Below are 15604 nucleotides of genomic sequence, written 5' to 3'. Positions count from 1 at the left end.
ACGTATTTGGCAGGGGAGAAAGGATTCGAACCTTTGCATGCCGGAATCAAAATCCGGTGCCTTAACCAACTTGGCGACTCCCCTACACGGGTTGACTGCTGAAACAGCGGCCTACCGATAATTGTCGCTGGCTGCCCAACCTACAAGAGGATGAACATCCATATTGCTGCATTTGCGTACTTGCCAATGGTCAGGGACCGAGATTGGCTTTGTGCCTGGTTTGCAGTGTGCAAACACTGCACTACCAGAGCCTGTCATTTTTGCGTTTAACCCAGCATCTTCGAGCGCATTAAGCGCTAGTTTGATGTCAGGGCAAAGGCCTATTGCGACAGGCTGTAGATCATTGTGACCGAAGTCATATGTCTGTGCAGCGAAGACCGCTATTGTAGCAGCATTTGTATCGCGTTTCAGGTCCGGATGGCCAAAAATTTGAGATGTTGCAATGCCTGCTGCAGGTTTGATGATCCAAAATTCTGCTGAAGGCAGCTCGATGGGTGTGATTTCTTCGCCGACACCCTCAACCCAAGCGTTACGACCGCGTAAAAAAAATGGTACATCGGCGCCCAGTTGCAGTCCCAGTTTTTCAAGTGTGGGTAAGTCAAGTTTCAGATTCCACAACTGGTTCAGTGCCAGCAGGCAGGTGGCTGCATCGGAGGACCCGCCGCCCATGCCAGCTTGGGCCGGAATTTGCTTGTTAACAGTGATGTGTACACCTTGCGTGCATCCGGTGTGTTTCTGTAAAAGCCGAGCAGCCCGGGTGCTCAAGTCATCGTCTGGTAGTTTGACGGACAAGTCTTCACGGCTGATGCGACTGTTGGGGCGCATCTCGAAATGCAAGGTATCACACCAGTCAACCAGCATGAAGACTGATTGGAGCAGGTGATAACCATCACTGCGTCGACCCGTGATGTGCAAAAAAAGATTCAGTTTGGCAGGTGCGGGAGCATCGTAGAGCGATTTCATGTGCTGATTATCACCAGCAGCTCGCGCATGCGCGTGTTACACGTTTTTCAGCGATCAAGAATGATGCGTAAAACCGTTTCTGGTTGGGGTGTTTTTCGCTGAGCGGTCAGTCGACCTTCTGGGTGTGTTGACAAGTCGACTTGCCATCCTGGGGCAGCTTGCTCACGCCCTGCCAGCCATTCAAACAAGGCTGAAATCGGCAGTGATGTACCCGTCAATTGTTCGGTCATCGCCTGCAAGCTGGCACCATGCTTTCGTTGACCGTTTTGCTCGATCCACGCCATCTGAGGGGTCCAGTTCAACTTGGCCATGGCGGTTCCGATGGGGCTGAACAAGATCAATTCACCTTGCTCAGCACTGCCTTGAAGCTCAAAGCTGGCGCTCATTTGCTGGATGGGTTCGGACTTGATTTGCAACGCAAGTCGGCCTGACCAATATGCACTGGCGCTGCTTGGTGCCACGATGCGTGTGGCGCATGACGTCAACATCATGCCCAGGCACAAGCTCAAGCCCATATTGAACAGGCTGTCAGCAACAGACCGAATCATGGCTTGATTTTCAAGCGTTTGAGGGTTTCTTGCAGTGTTTCATTGTCCGCCTTGAGTTGCAGGCCTTCGCGCCAGATGGCGGTTGCTTCCTGAGTCTGACCCATCGTCCAAAGAACTTCACCCAAGTGAGCGGCAATTTCGGCGTCGGGGCGGAGTTTGTAGGCTGCGCGCAAGATTTGAAGGGCCTGCAGGTGTTCACCCTGGCGGAATGCGACCCAGCCCAAGCTGTCTTGGATGAAGGGATCGTGCGGCGAAAGCTCGACCGCTTTGTTGATGAGTTGGCGTGCTTCATCGAGACGTAGATTGCGGTCTGCCAACGAATATCCCAATGCATTGAACGCATGAGGCTCTTTGGGATTACTTTCCATGACTTGACGCAGAAGCGCTTCCATCTCCTCGTACTTTTTGAGTTTTTCGCAGATCAGGGCCAATTCGATTTGTAGTTCTGCGTTGCGGGGTGAATTGGATAAAGCATTTTTCACCAGCAAATAGGCCTCAGGGGCAAGACCGTTTTCGCGCAACCAGAAAGATTGAGCCAAGTTCTTTTTGAGGACTTGTTCTGCCGTGTTGGTTTTGACTTGTGCCAAAGTCATGCGGGCTTGCTCAAGCTGTCCTTGTTGGGCCAATAAGTCGGCTTGACGGCTGGCAAGTTTCAAGGGGTCTGCGTTTGCCGGCATTTGAGTGAGCCAAAACTTGGCTTTCTCGATTTGTCCTTGCCGCTGAGCCATTTTCGACAGCGCAAGCAGTGCCTCAACCCGACCAGCCTGTTGCTCGGGATCTTTGCTTTGTGCTGTCAACTGAATATAAGTTTCCAGACTTTGTGTGGCATTCAAGGGGCGGTTGTTTTCAAACAAAAGTAATCCGTGAACCAACCAACCATCTGCAAAGTCAGGGAATTTCTTGTTGAGCAATGACAATTGCGCCAGAGCATCAGGGACAAGTTGCAAGCCAATCAAGGATCTTGCATAGCCTAGGCGCAAGTGCGCAGAGGCTTCTTTTTTCATGGCTGCATCCAGCATCGGTTTGAGTGTGCTGGTGGCGTTGCTGATCAAGCTGAGCGATAAAACCAGAGGGCCTTGGGCTTGTGGGTCTGCGGCATGGCCCTTGACGGCGGCTTCCACCGCTTGGGGGATTTGTCCGGCATCACGGCGCATGCGGCCAATCGTGGTCCAGGCGCTGGCAGTGGTTTCAGCTTGAGTGAGGGCTTTTTCCAGCGCTTTTTCGACCACAGTTGCCGCCAGGACCTTGTCCTGAACACGAGCAAAAACGCTGGGAACGGAGATGATTGCGGCTGTTTGTTCTGCCAGCGGCAGCTCGTTGATGGAGGATGACAAGGCATGGCCTGCTTCTTCGATGCGATTGAGCGCCAGAAGAATCTGCAGAATGTAGCGGTTGGGTTCGGGGGCTTGTGGGAGTTCTTTTTTCCAGGTTTGTGCAGCTTGTAAAGCAGCTTCCCCTGAGCGTGCTTGCAGGGCAATATCCACGGATCTTTGAAACAAGGCAGGGTCGCGGGATTTGCGGGCGGCATCCAGCAACATGGAAAACCCGCTGCCCGCAGAGCCTTCACGGACATTCAACTCACCCAGCAGCACTTGATAAAACAACACGGCATCAAGTGCGGACCGTTTTGGGGGCGTGTCAACTTTTGGGCGCGCAGGTTGAGCCCATGCACCGACGATGCAAGTGGACAAGACGGCAAGTCGAAACCAGAATTTCATGCAGGTCATCATAATCTAGACCATCTTTTGACAAGTGCAACAGAGGGGGATACCCCTCTGGGTCTGGAAAATAATGCCCGAGCTCCCCGAAGTTGAAGTCACTCGACGCAGTTTTGCCGACAAAATCGCCTCGGCCCTGATTTTGGATTTACGAATGGGCAAGCCTTTGCGCTGGCCGCTGGGGACTTCGGCGCAGAGTCTCGTTGGCCGGCGAGTGGTTTCGGTCAGGCGCCGAGGCAAATATTTGTTGCTGGACCTGGACGAAGGGCTGCTGCTGCTCCATCTGGGCATGTCGGGCAGTCTGAATTTTGCACCCACCCAAGCCCCGGGCGGCCCTCACGATCACATGGATCTGGTGACCGATCACGGGGTGTTGCGGCTGCATGATCCGAGACGCTTTGGCGCTGTGGTTTGGGCCCCATCGGAAGAATCTGTGCAGGCTCAGAAATTACTGGGGCATCTGGGTGTGGAGCCGCTTGGCGGCCAATTTGATCTGGCCGTTTTCTCCCTGGCGCTTAAAAAACGCCATGCGGCCATCAAACAGGTGTTGCTGGCAGGCCATGAGGTGGTGGGCGTTGGCAACATTTATGCTTCCGAATCCTTGTTCATGGCGGGCATACGCCCGACCACCCGGGCTTCTCGTCTGAGTGGGCCCAGGGTGGCTAAATTGCATGCGGCCATTGTCCAGGTCCTGTCGCGCGCCGTGCAGCAAGGCGGCAGCACGCTCAAGGATTTTGTAAATGCCGAAGGCCGCACAGGCTATTTCCAGCTGGAGGCGGCGGTTTACGGCCGTGCAGGTGAGCCTTGCCGCGTGTGCGCCACGCCAATCCGTTCCTTGCTGCAAGGTCAGCGCACCACTTTTTATTGCCCCACATGCCAGAAACCGTGATCCAGATGCCCGCAGGGTTTGCCACACAAATGGTCAACTGGCAGCGCCAGTACGGCAGGCAAAGCCTGCCTTGGCAAAACACCCAAGACCCTTACCGCGTGTGGTTGTCCGAAATCATGCTGCAACAAACGCAGGTCAGCACCGTGCTGGACTATTTCGCCCGGTTCCTCCATAAATTTCCGGATGTGGCGGCGCTGGCCGCCGCCGAACAAGACGATGTGCTGGCGCTTTGGAGTGGGCTGGGCTACTACAGCCGGGCGCGCAATATGCACCGCTGCGCGCAAGAGGTCATGGCCCGGTTCGGGGGCGAGTTTCCGCGTCGGGCGCAAGAGCTGCAAACCCTGCCCGGGATTGGCCGATCCACGGCGGCAGCGATTGCAGCTTTTTGCTTTCAGGAGCGGGTGGCCATTCTGGACGGCAACGTCAAAAGGGTGTTGAGCCGTGTGCTGGGCTTTGCCGATGATCTGGCCGTGTCCAAAAACGAAAAGCAACTTTGGCATTTGGCCGAAAACGTGATGCCCGAACAAGCCGCCGACATGCCTGCCTACACCCAGTCCTTGATGGATCTGGGCGCCTCTCTGTGCTTGCCGCGTAAAACGCAATGCTCAGAATGCCCTGTTCAGCCCATGTGCAAAGCCTTCGAGAAAGGCACGCCCTTGGCGTATCCGGTCAAGACCCGCAAGCTCAAGCGCAGCAGTGCCACCTTGTGGCTTCTCTGGGCTGAAAACGTACAGGGGCAGGTGTGGTTGCACAAAAGGCCTCAAAAAGGCATTTGGGCGGGTTTGTTCAGTTTGCCGGTCTTTGACACGGAAGACCAATTGCTGGCCGCTTGGCCGCAAGGGCATAGCGCCCGATACCTGGAGCCCTGGAAACATGTGTTGACACACCGTGATTTGCACCTGCACCCGGTACGGCTGAGCGGATCAGGGCATGGTTCACCCGCTTGCGATGGCCAGTGGGTGGATGCCGCGGTTTGGCCAGAGTTGGGGCTGCCCGCGCCCGTGCGCAGTTTGCTGTCCAGCCGCTGAACACGCAGGGGCTCAGCGTGCGTCGAGCTCCCGGTGCCGCTTGAGGGTGAGCCAGCGAGCGCCAAAGTTTTTGGCCAGCTGCTCCACCATGAACACGGATCGGTGTTGCCCGCCTGTGCAGCCAATGGCAACGGTGACATAACTGCGGTGATCCCTCTCAATCGCAGGAATCCAGTGCTTTAAAAAGCCCTCAAGCTGCATTTGCATCTGCACAAACTCTTCAGACTGGCGCAGATAGGCCTGCACCGACGCATCTTGCCCGGTGAGTGGTCTCAAGGCGCTTTCGTAATGTGGATTGGGCAGCATGCGCACATCAAACACGTAGTCGGCGTCTGTGGGAATCCCGCGCTTGAAGGCAAAGGATTCAAAAACCAGTGTCAGCTGGGCCAGTGGGGCGCTGACCAGGGTTTTGATATAGGTTTGCAGCTGCGCTGACCGCAACAAACTTGTGTCAATGACATGCGCCCGGTCACGCAAATCAGCCAGCAATTCGCGTTCAAATTCAATGGTTTCAAACAAGGCTTTGTCGTTTTGAGGTTTGTCTCCCCCCGATAAAGGGTGTTTGCGTCTTGTTTCCGAATACCGGCGCTGCAAGGTGTCTGAGGTGGCGTCCAGAAACACCAACTTCACGACCATGCCCATGTTGCGCAAGAGGCCTAGTTGCTCGGGCATCATGTGCAGCGAATTGGCGCTGCGCACATCAATGGCGATGGCCAGTCTCTGTTCTTTTTGTTGCTCTTCGAGCTTCACAAAGGAAATCAGCAGTTCTGGCGGCAAGTTGTCGACACAGTAATAGCCTGCATCTTCGAGCGCATGCAAGGCGACTGATTTGCCAGAGCCGGACATGCCGGTGATCAGGATGATGTCCATGGTCATTTTGAGGGGGTTTTGCCGCTGGGGGCTGAGTGGCGGGCGGCATTTGCGGTCTGGCCCAGCATTTCCCGCGCATGGGCCAAAGTGGTGGCCGAGAGCTTTTCGCCGCCCAGCATGCGGGCGATTTCGTTCACGCGTTCTTCGTTGACCACGCAGCGCACCTGACTGCTGACCTGGCCCTGGATGGCCGCTTTGCTGACCAGCAGATGGTGGTCTGCACAGGCGGCCACTTGCGGCAGATGGGTTACGGCCAGCACCTGGCGGTGTTGACCAAGTTGCTGCATCAGGCGCCCCACAGTCTCGGCCACGGCACCACCCACCCCGGCGTCCACCTCGTCAAAAATCAGTGTCCCGGCTTCGCCCAATTCGCTGGTGGTCACGGCAATGGCCAGGGCAATGCGCGACAACTCGCCGCCCGAGGCCACTTTGCCCACAGGCCGAGGCGTGCTGCCTTCGTGACCGGCCACCAGAAAACTGACTTCTTCCAGGCCGTGCTGAGCCAGTGTGGCCTGGGTTTGCAGGCTGACTTCAAATCGCCCCCCCTGCATGCCCAGTTGTTGCATGGCCGCACTGACCGCTTGGGCCAGCGGGGCCGCCGCTTTTTTGCGTTGCTTGGAGACTTGCTGGGCCATTTGCAGGCAGATTTTGTGCGCGGCCTGTTCAGCCTTTTGCAAGCTCTCCAGGTCCACAGCCGCGTCCAGCCTGGCCAATTCATCGCGCCAGGCTGCCAGCGTCATGGGCAATTCGTTGGGCGTTTTTTTGTAGCGCCGGGCCAGCGATAACCACAGGCCCATGCGCTCATCGAGTTGGGCCAGGCCTTGCGGGTCCAGATCGGTTTTGCGCAAATAACTGTGCAGGCTGTGGGCCACATCCTCAGCCTGTGCCTGCGCCGAAATCAATACTTCAGCCAGCGCATTGAACTGCGGCTCCACATGTCCCAGGGATTGCAAGCCCTGAATGGCCCGAGACAAGTCACGCAAAGCCCCGCCGTCGTCCTCGCCTTCGAGCCAGATGGCCGCCTGCTGTGCCCCATCCATCAGGGCTTGCGCATTGGCCAGGCGGCTGTGTTGTGTGCTCAGATCTTCCCATTCGTCCACTGCCGGATTGAGCTTTTCCAGCTCCCCTATTTGCCAGGCCAGCCGTTCACGTTCATGGGTCAGTGTGCTTTGCGCCGCTTGTGCTTGTGTCAGTGTTTGCTGGGCCTGTCGCCATGTTTGCCAGGCGCCTTTCAAGGGGCGGGTGTCGATGCCCGCATAGGCATCCAGCAAGCCCCGCACGGCATCGGGGCGTGTCAGGCTCTGCCAGGCATGCTGGCCGTGGATGTCCAGCAGGTGTTCGCCCAGCTCGCGCAATTGTGTGGCGGTGGCCGGGCTGCCATTGATCCAGGCGCGGCTTTTACCTGAAGCGTCCACGGTGCGGCGCAGCAGCAAACTCAAGTCAGACTCAAAACCCGCCTCTTGAAGCCAGTTGTGCAGGGGGGGCGAGCTGTCAAATTCGGCGCACACCTCGCAGCGGCTCGCGCCCTCACGCACCACGCTGGCTTCGGCACGGGCGCCCAGCGCCAGTTGCAGCGCGTCGATCAGGATCGACTTGCCTGCACCGGTTTCACCCGTGAGAACGCTGAAGCCGCTGCTCAGATCCAGTTCCAGCTCGTGCACGATCACAAAGTCGCGCAAGGTCATGTGCGTCAGTGCCACGGTGTCAGGCTCCCTCGTTCCAGTGCATTTTTTTACGCAAGGTGTCGAAATAGTTCCAGCCTTCGGGGTGCAAAAAACGCACCGTGTGCTCTGAACGGCGCACCTTAATCTGGTCGCCAATCAGCAAGTCGGCCAGCGATTGCATGTCGAAATTTGCACTGGCATAGCGACCAGACACGATCTCGATGGTGATTTCAGAGGATTCAGGCAGCACGATGGGCCGGTTGGACAAGGTGTGCGGGGCAATGGGGGCCATGACCCAGCCCCCGATGGACGGGTGCATCAAGGGGCCACCGGCAGACAAGGAGTAAGCCGTCGAGCCCGTGGGCGTGGCAATGATCAAGCCGTCTGCGCGCTGGTTGGACACAAATCGCCCGTCCACGCTGATCCTCAGTTCGAGCATGCCCGAGGTGCCGCCCCGGTTGACCACCACATCGTTCATGGCCAGCGCACTGAACACGCAGTGCTGATCGCGCATGACTTCTCCATGTAGCAAGCTGCGGTCTTCTGTCTGGTAGCGGCCTTGCAGCATCGGCTGCAACACGTCCTGGTAAGACTGAATCGGGATGTCGGTGATGAAACCCAGGCGCCCCTGGTTGATGCCAATCAGCGGCAGGCTGTAGCGCGCCATTTGTCGGCCAATGCCCAGCATGGTGCCGTCACCTCCAATGACCAAGCCCAAGTCACACTGGCTGCCGATGTCCGGCATGTCCAGGGTGGGGTAGAGGTTCAGGCCGGTGTGCAGCGCAGTGTCTTTGTCGAGCACCACCTCGCAGCCTTGGCGGATTAAAAACTGGGCGACATCGTCCAACACCTGGCGCGAACTTTCCAGAGCGTCCCCTGTGACGGTGGCATGGTATTTGCCAAAAAGCGCAACGTGACGGAATTTGGATCTCATGCCGCAAATTACATCATTAAAATGAGCCGATGCTCGATGATCGCGCCAAGTTATTGCTCAAAGCCCTGGTGGAACGCTATATTGCGGACGGCCAACCCGTAGGCTCACGCACGCTGTCCAAAGCATCCGGGCTGGACCTGTCGCCCGCGACCATCCGCAACGTCATGGCCGATCTGGAAGAATTGGGCCTGATCGCCAGCCCCCACACTTCGGCAGGGCGCATTCCCACTACCCGCGGCTACCGCCTGTTTGTGGACACCATGCTCACGGTGCAGCGAGAAGGCTTGCAAGCCCCTGCGCTGACACCGGACCAGCCTCAAAAAGTCATTGCCAGCGCGGCTAACCTCTTGTCCAGTTTGTCCCAGTTCGTGGGCGTCGTCATGGCACCCAAACGGGCTTCGGTGTTCCGGCACATTGAATTTCTGCGTTTGTCCGAGCGGCGCTTTCTGGTCATCATCGTTTCGCCCGAAGGCGATGTGCAAAACCGCATCCTGTTCACTGAAATCGACTACTCCCAAAGCCAGTTGATCGAGACCTCCAATTACCTCAACACCCATTACGCGGGCATGGCCATTGAGCAAGTGCGCAGTCGGGTGCAGCAAGAGTTGGTAAGCCTGCAAGGCGAAATCGCCGCCTTGATGCAGGCAGCGGTTCAAGTCAGCTCGGAGGCCTTGACCGAAGATCACAACGAGGTGGTCATTTCCGGCGAACGCAATTTGCTGTCCGTCAGCGATTTTTCCAGCGACATGGGCCATTTACGGCGTGCGTTTGAGCTGTTTGAGCAAAAAACCCAGCTCATGCGTCTACTCGACGTGTCCAGCCAGGCCGAAGGCGTGCGCATCTACATCGGTGGCGAAAGCCAGATCGTGCCCATGCAAGAGTTGTCAGTCGTCAGCTCGCCCTACGAAGTGGATGGTCAGGTTGTGGGCACCTTGGGCGTCATTGGCCCCACCCGAATGCCCTATGACCGCATGATCCAGATCGTCAACATCACCTCCCGCTTGGTCAGCAATGCCTTGAGCCAGTCTAAATAAGCGCTTGCCAGCCACTACAATCACAGGCTACGGTTGGGGCGTTAGCTCAGTTGGTTAGAGCAGAGGACTCATAATCCTTTGGTCCACGGTTCAAGTCCGTGACGCCCTACCATTCAAATCAAGCATTCAGCCCACTTCTCACCCAGTGGGCTTTTTTGTTTGCGCCTTGTGGGCAGCGTGGCGGTCAAGACGGGGTGCAAATGCAGTTCTCGTATTCCCCCCCGAGCTTTATTGCGGTTTGCACAAGCTCATTTTTTGTCCCGATCTGGGGCGGGGCTTGAACCATCGCTAAGTGGTGATGGCGCTCATGGACTTTAAAAGGAAAAAACGAACTACAGGGCCATGTTTTGAGTGGGCGCTGTGCTTGCGGGGCCTCTGTCAAAATATTCATTCTTTTGAGCCTTCGGGCTTGTTCCCCTCTTGGTGATGTTGAAATTGATGCAAAAACGACACTTGATTCGCGCAGCCTTGGCCATGGCACTGGTGTGGCCCGCTTTGTCTGTGGTGCAGGCGCAGTCTTATCCGACTAAACCGGTGCGCCTGATCGTGCCGTTCCCGGCGGGTGGCGCGACCGATTTGTTTGCCCGCACCTTGTCACAAAAAATCAGCGAAAAACTGGGTCAGCCGCTGGTGGTCGAAAACCGCCCCGGCGCTGGCGGCACCTTGGGCTCTGACTTGGCAGCCAAGGCCACGCCAGACGGCTACACCTTGCTGCTGTCGACCTCCAGCACGCACTCGATTGGCCCCAATCTGAATCCGCGCATGCCTTACGACGCGGTGCGCGACTTCACGCCCATTGCCCATTTGGGCAACGCACCCAGCATCATGCTGGTGCCCAACAACTCGCCCGCCAAAACCGTCAAGGAATGGGTTGATTACGCCAAGAAAAACCCCGGCCGCCTGAACTACGCATCAAGTGGCAACGGCACCATCGTGCAGTTGTCGGCCGAGCTGTTCAAGGCCCAGGCCGATGTGTTTGTGGTGCACATCCCCTACAAGGGCACGGCCCTGGCCATCCCCGACCTGATTTCGGGCAAAGTGGACGTGCTGTTTGACAGCTTGCCCACCGGCATGCCGCATGTGCGCGACGGCCGCTTGCGTGCCCTGGGCGTGACCACCCTCAAGCCCACAGCGCTTGCGCCGGGCATCCCGGCCATCGCCGATGTCTTGCCCGGCTACGAGTCCAACACCTGGTTTGGTTTCTTTGGCCCCAAAAACCTGCCCGCCGAGGTGGTCAGCCGCATCAACACGGCGGCCAACCAGGTGCTCAAAGACCCTGAAGTGATGGACAAACTGTTGCGCTTTGGCATTGAGCCCGTGGGCGGCACACCCGCCCAGTTCACCACCATGCTGGCCAGCGAATCGGCCAAGTGGAAAAAGATCATCACCGAACGCAAGATCACCTTGGATTGACATGAACTTCGACTACCAGTTCCCCTACACCAGCACCCGCTTGCCGCTGTTTGCGCGCAATGTGGTCTCCACCTCGCATCCCTTGGCCGCACAGGCCGGCCTGCGCATGATGCTCAAGGGCGGCAACGCGGTCGACGCCGCCATCGCCGCTGCCGCCGTGATCACCCTGACCGAGCCCGTGAGCTGCGGTTTGGGATCGGACGCTTTCGCCATCCTTTGGGACGGCAAGGAGCTGCATGGCCTCAACTCGTCAGGCCCCGCGCCTGCCACCTGGACGCCCGAGTACTTCCACCGCAAATACGGCGCTGAAGCCAAAACACCGCCCAAGCGCGGCTTTGACTCGGTCACCGTGCCCGGTGCCGTGGCCGGATGGGTGGCGCTGAGCGACCGTTTTGGCAAGCTGCCTTTTGCCGACTTGATGGAGCCCGCTATCGAGGTGGCCGAGCGCGGTTATTTGATCCCCGTGGTGGTGCAGCAAAAGTGGGCCGCCGCCACGCCCGAGCTGCAGTCGCAGCCCGGTTTTGCGCAAAGCTTTTTGCCCTGGGGTCGTGCGCCTCAGGTGGGCGAGTTGTTCCAGTTCAAAAACGCGGCGCGGGGCCTCAGAGCCATCGCAGCCACCAAAGGCCAAGCGCTGTATGGCGGCGAAATCGCCGAAGCCATTGAAAAGTTTGCCAAGGACAACGGCGGCAGCATCACTGCCAAAGACCTCGCCGACTTCAAGCCCGAGTGGGTCAAGCCCATGGCGCAAGACTACCGGGGCTACACCTTGCACGAGATCCCGCCCAACGGCCAAGGCATCGCCGCGCTGATCGCGCTGGGCATCTTGTCCAACTTCGACATGGCCAGCCACAAGGTGGACAGCGCCGAATCGCAGCACCTGCAGATCGAAGCGATGAAACTCGCCTTTGCCGATACTTACCGCTATGTGGCCGATCCGCGCTTCATGGAGCTGCCGCCCGAGCAAATGCTGGACCCGGCCTACTTGGCCAGCCGCGCCAAGCTGATTGACATGAAAAAGGCGCAAGACTTCAAGGCGGGCAATCCGGTCAAGGGCGGCACGATTTACCTCACAGCCGCCGACGAAAACGGCATGATGATCAGCTTCATCCAGAGCAACTACATGGGCTTTGGCTCGGGTGTGGTGGAGCCGACTTACGGCATCAGCCTGCAAAACCGGGGCCATGGTTTCAGCACCGACCTGCAGGGCCAAAACCCTGCCAACCTGGTCTTGCCGGGCAAACGGCCTTTCCAGACCATCATCCCGGCCTTTGTCACCAAAGACGGCCAGCCGGTCATGAGCTACGGCGTGATGGGCGGCAACATGCAGCCCCAGGGCCACATGCAAACCCTGGTGCGCATGCTGGACTACGGCCAGAACCCGCAAGCGGCGTGTGACGCACCGCGCTGGCGCTTCAACACGGGCCTGAACATCAACGTCGAAGCCGCGATGAACGGCGCCACGGTGCAAGAGCTGATTGCACGCGGCCACCAACTCGACATCATCAGCGACTCTTACCAGGACTTTGGTGCCGGCCAATTCATTTGGCGCATGGGCGACCCAGCGGTGCAGGGCTACCAAGCCGCCAGTGACCCGCGCCGCGACGGTCAGGCCGTGGGCTTTTGATAGTGCCCAGCCCCACGCCACACCTGACCACGGGTTTGTTGCTGGCGGCCGCCGGGTCCATGGCCTTCAGTGGCAAGGCCATCATTGTCAAGCTGGCGTACCGGCACGGCGTGGACGCGGTCACCCTGGTCATGTGGCGCATGCTGCTGGCTCTGCCTTTGTTTGTGCTCATGGCCTGGTGGGCCGGGCGGGGCAAAGCGTCGCTTACCCGGCAAGACTGGCTAGGCGTGCTGGGTCTCGGTTTTTGTGGTTACTACCTGTCGAGTTTTCTGGACTTTTGGGGCCTGGAGTTCATCAGCGCGTCTTTGGAGCGCCTGATCCTTTACCTCAACCCCACGCTGGTGCTTTTGCTCGGCTGGTTCCTGTTCAAAAAACGCATCACCCAACGCCAGGGCGTGGCCATGGCCATCAGCTACTCGGGCGTGTTGCTGGTGTTCGGCCACGAAGTGGGCCTGGCCGGGCCGCACGCGGCTTGGGGGGCTTTGCTGGTGTTTTTGAGCGCAGCCAGTTACGCCGTGTACATGACTTACAGCGGGCAGCTGGTGCAGCGCCTGGGCTCTCTGCGCCTGGCGGGCCTGGCCACCTCGGTGGCCTGCGCATTTTGTTTGCTGCAGTTTGTGCTGCTCAGGCCCCTGGCCACCGCCTGGGTGCCCGAGCCCGTGCTGTGGCTCTCGCTGCTCAACGCGACGGCTTGCACCGTGCTGCCCGTGCTCTTGGTCATGATGGCCATCGAGCGCATTGGGCCAGGCCTCACATCGCAAACGGGCATGATCGGCCCCATGTTCACCCTGCTCATGGGCGTGTGGATTTTGGACGAGCCGTTCAACATGTGGATCATCGCCGGGACCGTGCTGGTCTTGAGCGGTGTGTTTTGGGTCACGCGGCCAGCGGGTCGCAAACCGTGATGCGGCCAATGGGCCACATCGCATCAACTTCAGGAGATTGACATGGACTTGGGCATTGCAGGCAAGTGGGCTTTGGTGGGTGGCGCAAGCAAGGGCTTGGGCTGGGGTTGTGCACGGGCCTTGGCCCTGGAAGGCGTGAACGTGGTCATGGTGGCACGCGGCGCCGAGGTGTTGAACAAAGCCGTGGACGACTTGCGCGTCGAAACAGGTGGCAAGGTTCAGTTGATCGGCGTGGCGGTGGACATCACCACCGAAGCCGGTCGCGAAGCCATCTGGAACGTGGCGGGCGGCCCCGGCAAGGACTACGACATCGTGGTCACCAACGCGGGTGGCCCACCGCCCGGGGATTTTCGCGACTGGGACCGCGAGGCCTGGCTCAAGGCCATCGACGGCAATATGCTCACCCCCATCGAACTCATCAAAGCCACCGTGGACCGCATGGCCGCACGCGGCTTTGGCCGCATCGTGAACATCACCTCCAGCGCCGTCAAAGCGCCCATCGACGTGCTGGGCCTGTCCAACGGCGCACGCAGCGGCTTGACAGGCTTTGTGGCCGGGGCTTCGCGCAGCGCCATCGCGGCCAAAGGCGTGACCATCAACAACCTGCTGCCCGGCAAATTCGACACCGACCGCATCCGCTCGACCTTGCCCGCCATGGCGCAAAAGCAAGGCAAAACGGTGGAAGAGCTGCGCGTGATCCAGCAAGCCCAAATCCCGGCCGGGCGCTACGGCAACCCGCAGGAGTTTGGTGCGATCTGCGCCTTCTTGTGCAGCCAGCACGCGTCCTACATGACCGGCCAGAACGTGCTGGCTGATGGCGGGGCGTATCCAGGCACGTATTGATGGACGACGATGTCGGACTCTGCGAGTGCCGACCTACGGGGGGTAGCGGCACCCCGTAGGTCGGTGGTCCAAGACCCCGACGTGTGGTCCTTGCACAGACCCAGCACGAACGGGCTGCAAGGTCTAACGGGCAAATGTCTGACTCTGCCAGTAGCCCAACAAAGGGGCGTGACTTGTTCGCTCAATCGACCCGGGCGCCGCTGGCCTTGACCACACTTTCGTAGCGAGCCAGCTCTTTTTTCATGAAGGTGCTGAATTGTTCAGGGGTGTTGCCTACGGGCTCGGCCAGCAGTTGGCCGAAACGTGTTTTGGTTTCGGGCGCTTGCAGCGCCGCCACAAAAGCCTTGTTCAGCCGATCCACCACATCGCGTGGCGTGGCCGCCGGGGCCACCAGGCCCCACCAGGTGTCAATTTCAAAACCCTTGAGTGTTTCGCTCATGGCCGGGATGTCGGACAGGGCGCTGCTGCGTTGACCGGTGGTCACGGCCAGAGCCTTGAGTTTGCCTGCCTTGATGTTGGGGGCGGCGGTGGCCAGGTTGTCGAAATTGAAGTCGACTTGACCCGACAACAAAGCCAGCTGCGCGGGGTTGCCGCCGTTGTAGGGAATGTGCACCGCAAAAATGCCAGCAGCCCGCTTGAACATTTCACCCGCCAGGTGGCCGGCGCTGCCATTGCCGCCCGAGCCAAAGTTCAATTTGGCCGGATTGGCTTTGGCATACGCCACCAGATCGGCCAGGGTGTTGATTTTCAGGCGCTGCGCGGTCTCGGCGTTCATCACCAGCACGTTGGGCACGCGCAGCATTTGCGTGATGGGCACAAAGTCGCGGCTCGCGTCGTAGGGCATCTTGGCAAACAGCCAGGGGTTGATGGCGTGTGTGGCTGTGGCCGCGATACCGATCGTCAGGCCATCGGGCGCGGCCTTGGCCACCAGGTCAGCGCCCAGGTTGCCGCCAGCGCCGGGGCGGTTTTCAATGATCACAGTGCCCAGGCTGTCTTTCACACGCTCGGCCAGTGCCCTGGCCGTGACGTCGATGGGGCCACCGGCTGCGTAAGGCACGATGATGCGGATGGGTTTGCCTTGCGCCCAAGCAGGGGCCCAAGCCGGTGAGCTGAGTGCGAAGGAGGCGGCTGCAAATTGGCGGCGGGTGATGGACATGGGGTGCTCCGTGAA

Annotated in this window: 14 protein-coding genes and 2 tRNA genes; 8 read left to right on the top strand and 8 right to left on the bottom strand. The window is 59.0% G+C overall.

The genetic code is table 11. The features are described 5' to 3' along the window. Window positions 1–7 precede the first annotated feature (7 nt). From AMM33_RS03020 to AMM33_RS22325, 4 genes are all read right to left on the bottom strand, one after another. Window positions 8–84, bottom strand: a tRNA-Gln gene (locus AMM33_RS03020). Between the two features lie 27 nt (window positions 85–111). After that, a complete protein-coding gene (gene ispE, locus AMM33_RS03015; protein ID WP_090138620.1) occupies window positions 112–963 on the bottom strand; it encodes a 4-(cytidine 5'-diphospho)-2-C-methyl-D-erythritol kinase in 852 nt (283 codons plus the stop codon). Between the two features lie 47 nt (window positions 964–1010). Beyond that, a complete protein-coding gene (locus AMM33_RS03010) occupies window positions 1011–1511 on the bottom strand; it encodes a lipoprotein insertase outer membrane protein LolB (RefSeq protein WP_228767912.1) in 501 nt (166 codons plus the stop codon). After that, window positions 1508–2563 carry a heme biosynthesis protein HemY gene (locus AMM33_RS22325; RefSeq protein ID WP_228767911.1) on the bottom strand — a complete coding sequence of 352 codons (1056 nt, stop codon included), beginning with the start codon at window positions 2561–2563 and terminating at the stop codon, window positions 1508–1510. Before AMM33_RS22325 ends, AMM33_RS03010 begins: the two co-directional genes overlap by 4 nt. 739 nt (window positions 2564–3302) lie before the next feature. On the opposite strand from AMM33_RS22325, the gene mutM reads away from it, so the two are divergent. Then, on the top strand, window positions 3303–4118 hold the full coding sequence (mutM, locus tag AMM33_RS03000) for a bifunctional DNA-formamidopyrimidine glycosylase/DNA-(apurinic or apyrimidinic site) lyase (protein WP_090138616.1): 816 nt from the start codon (window positions 3303–3305) through the stop codon (window positions 4116–4118). Further along, window positions 4103–5146 carry an A/G-specific adenine glycosylase gene (gene mutY / locus AMM33_RS02995; RefSeq protein WP_194945192.1) on the top strand — a complete coding sequence of 348 codons (1044 nt, stop codon included), beginning with the start codon at window positions 4103–4105 and terminating at the stop codon, window positions 5144–5146. Before mutM ends, mutY begins: the two co-directional genes overlap by 16 nt. Before the next feature lie 12 nt (window positions 5147–5158). Here mutY and rapZ read toward each other — a convergent pair whose 3' ends face one another. Genes rapZ through AMM33_RS02980 form a run of 3 tightly spaced genes read right to left on the bottom strand, consistent with a single transcriptional unit; the run spans window position 5159 to window position 8614 of the window. Beyond that, entirely contained in the window at window positions 5159–6022 is an 864-nt protein-coding gene (gene rapZ / locus AMM33_RS02990; RefSeq protein WP_090138614.1) for an RNase adapter RapZ, read from the bottom strand. After that, window positions 6019–7716 (bottom strand): DNA repair protein RecN, encoded by a 1698-nt coding sequence (gene recN / locus AMM33_RS02985; RefSeq protein WP_090138610.1) that lies wholly within the window; start codon window positions 7714–7716, stop codon window positions 6019–6021. Before recN ends, rapZ begins: the two co-directional genes overlap by 4 nt. A 4-nt stretch (window positions 7717–7720) precedes the next feature. Then, window positions 7721–8614 carry an NAD kinase gene (locus AMM33_RS02980; protein ID WP_090138608.1) on the bottom strand — a complete coding sequence of 298 codons (894 nt, stop codon included), beginning with the start codon at window positions 8612–8614 and terminating at the stop codon, window positions 7721–7723. A 29-nt stretch (window positions 8615–8643) separates the two neighbouring features. On the opposite strand from AMM33_RS02980, the gene hrcA reads away from it, so the two are divergent. The 6 genes from hrcA (at window position 8644) to AMM33_RS02950 (ending at window position 14433) form a co-directional block, all read left to right on the top strand. Beyond that, a complete protein-coding gene (hrcA, locus tag AMM33_RS02975; RefSeq protein ID WP_053170858.1) occupies window positions 8644–9648 on the top strand; it encodes a heat-inducible transcriptional repressor HrcA in 1005 nt (334 codons plus the stop codon). Between the two features lie 35 nt (window positions 9649–9683). Further along, a tRNA-Ile gene (locus AMM33_RS02970) sits at window positions 9684–9760 on the top strand. 326 nt (window positions 9761–10086) lie between these two features. Beyond that, window positions 10087–11061 carry a Bug family tripartite tricarboxylate transporter substrate binding protein gene (locus AMM33_RS02965; protein ID WP_090138785.1) on the top strand — a complete coding sequence of 325 codons (975 nt, stop codon included), beginning with the start codon at window positions 10087–10089 and terminating at the stop codon, window positions 11059–11061. 1 nt (window position 11062) lies between these two features. Continuing rightward, the gene (locus AMM33_RS02960) at window positions 11063–12685 is read left to right on the top strand and encodes a gamma-glutamyltransferase family protein (protein ID WP_090138606.1); all 1623 of its coding nucleotides are present in this window, start codon (window positions 11063–11065) and stop codon (window positions 12683–12685) included. Further along, on the top strand, window positions 12685–13590 hold the full coding sequence (locus tag AMM33_RS02955) for a DMT family transporter (RefSeq protein WP_369802397.1): 906 nt from the start codon (window positions 12685–12687) through the stop codon (window positions 13588–13590). The genes AMM33_RS02960 and AMM33_RS02955 overlap by 1 nt, the downstream gene beginning before the upstream one ends. A 42-nt stretch (window positions 13591–13632) precedes the next feature. Beyond that, window positions 13633–14433: an SDR family oxidoreductase gene (locus AMM33_RS02950; RefSeq protein ID WP_090138602.1), complete on the top strand. Its 801-nt coding sequence runs from the start codon at window positions 13633–13635 to the stop codon at window positions 14431–14433. Window positions 14434–14614: 181 nt separating this feature from the next. Here AMM33_RS02950 and AMM33_RS02945 read toward each other — a convergent pair whose 3' ends face one another. After that, window positions 14615–15589: a Bug family tripartite tricarboxylate transporter substrate binding protein gene (locus tag AMM33_RS02945; protein ID WP_090138601.1), complete on the bottom strand. Its 975-nt coding sequence runs from the start codon at window positions 15587–15589 to the stop codon at window positions 14615–14617. Window positions 15590–15604 lie beyond the last annotated feature (15 nt).

Source organism: Limnohabitans sp. DM1 (genome assembly GCF_001269385.1).
Classification (GTDB): domain Bacteria; phylum Pseudomonadota; class Gammaproteobacteria; order Burkholderiales; family Burkholderiaceae_C; genus Limnohabitans_A.
The sequence above is the reverse complement of the archived record's forward strand: the minus strand, read 5'-3'. Positions and strand labels throughout refer to the sequence as shown.

What these genes read in the sequence shown, in the direction of transcription:
- AMM33_RS02980 (WP_090138608.1), bottom strand. Translation starts at nt 8,614, where the DNA reads ATGAGATCCAAATTCCGTCACGTTGCGCTTTTTGGCAAATACCATGCC.
- AMM33_RS03010 (WP_228767912.1), bottom strand. Translation starts at nt 1,511, where the DNA reads ATGATTCGGTCTGTTGCTGACAGCCTGTTCAATATGGGCTTGAGCTTG.
- mutM (WP_090138616.1), top strand. Translation starts at nt 3,303, where the DNA reads ATGCCCGAGCTCCCCGAAGTTGAAGTCACTCGACGCAGTTTTGCCGAC.
- AMM33_RS02945 (WP_090138601.1), bottom strand. Translation starts at nt 15,589, where the DNA reads ATGTCCATCACCCGCCGCCAATTTGCAGCCGCCTCCTTCGCACTCAGC.
- AMM33_RS02965 (WP_090138785.1), top strand. Translation starts at nt 10,087, where the DNA reads ATGCAAAAACGACACTTGATTCGCGCAGCCTTGGCCATGGCACTGGTG.
- rapZ (WP_090138614.1), bottom strand. Translation starts at nt 6,022, where the DNA reads ATGACCATGGACATCATCCTGATCACCGGCATGTCCGGCTCTGGCAAA.
- mutY (WP_194945192.1), top strand. Translation starts at nt 4,103, where the DNA reads ATGCCAGAAACCGTGATCCAGATGCCCGCAGGGTTTGCCACACAAATG.
- AMM33_RS02950 (WP_090138602.1), top strand. Translation starts at nt 13,633, where the DNA reads ATGGACTTGGGCATTGCAGGCAAGTGGGCTTTGGTGGGTGGCGCAAGC.
- hrcA (WP_053170858.1), top strand. Translation starts at nt 8,644, where the DNA reads ATGCTCGATGATCGCGCCAAGTTATTGCTCAAAGCCCTGGTGGAACGC.
- ispE (WP_090138620.1), bottom strand. Translation starts at nt 963, where the DNA reads ATGAAATCGCTCTACGATGCTCCCGCACCTGCCAAACTGAATCTTTTT.
- AMM33_RS02960 (WP_090138606.1), top strand. Translation starts at nt 11,063, where the DNA reads ATGAACTTCGACTACCAGTTCCCCTACACCAGCACCCGCTTGCCGCTG.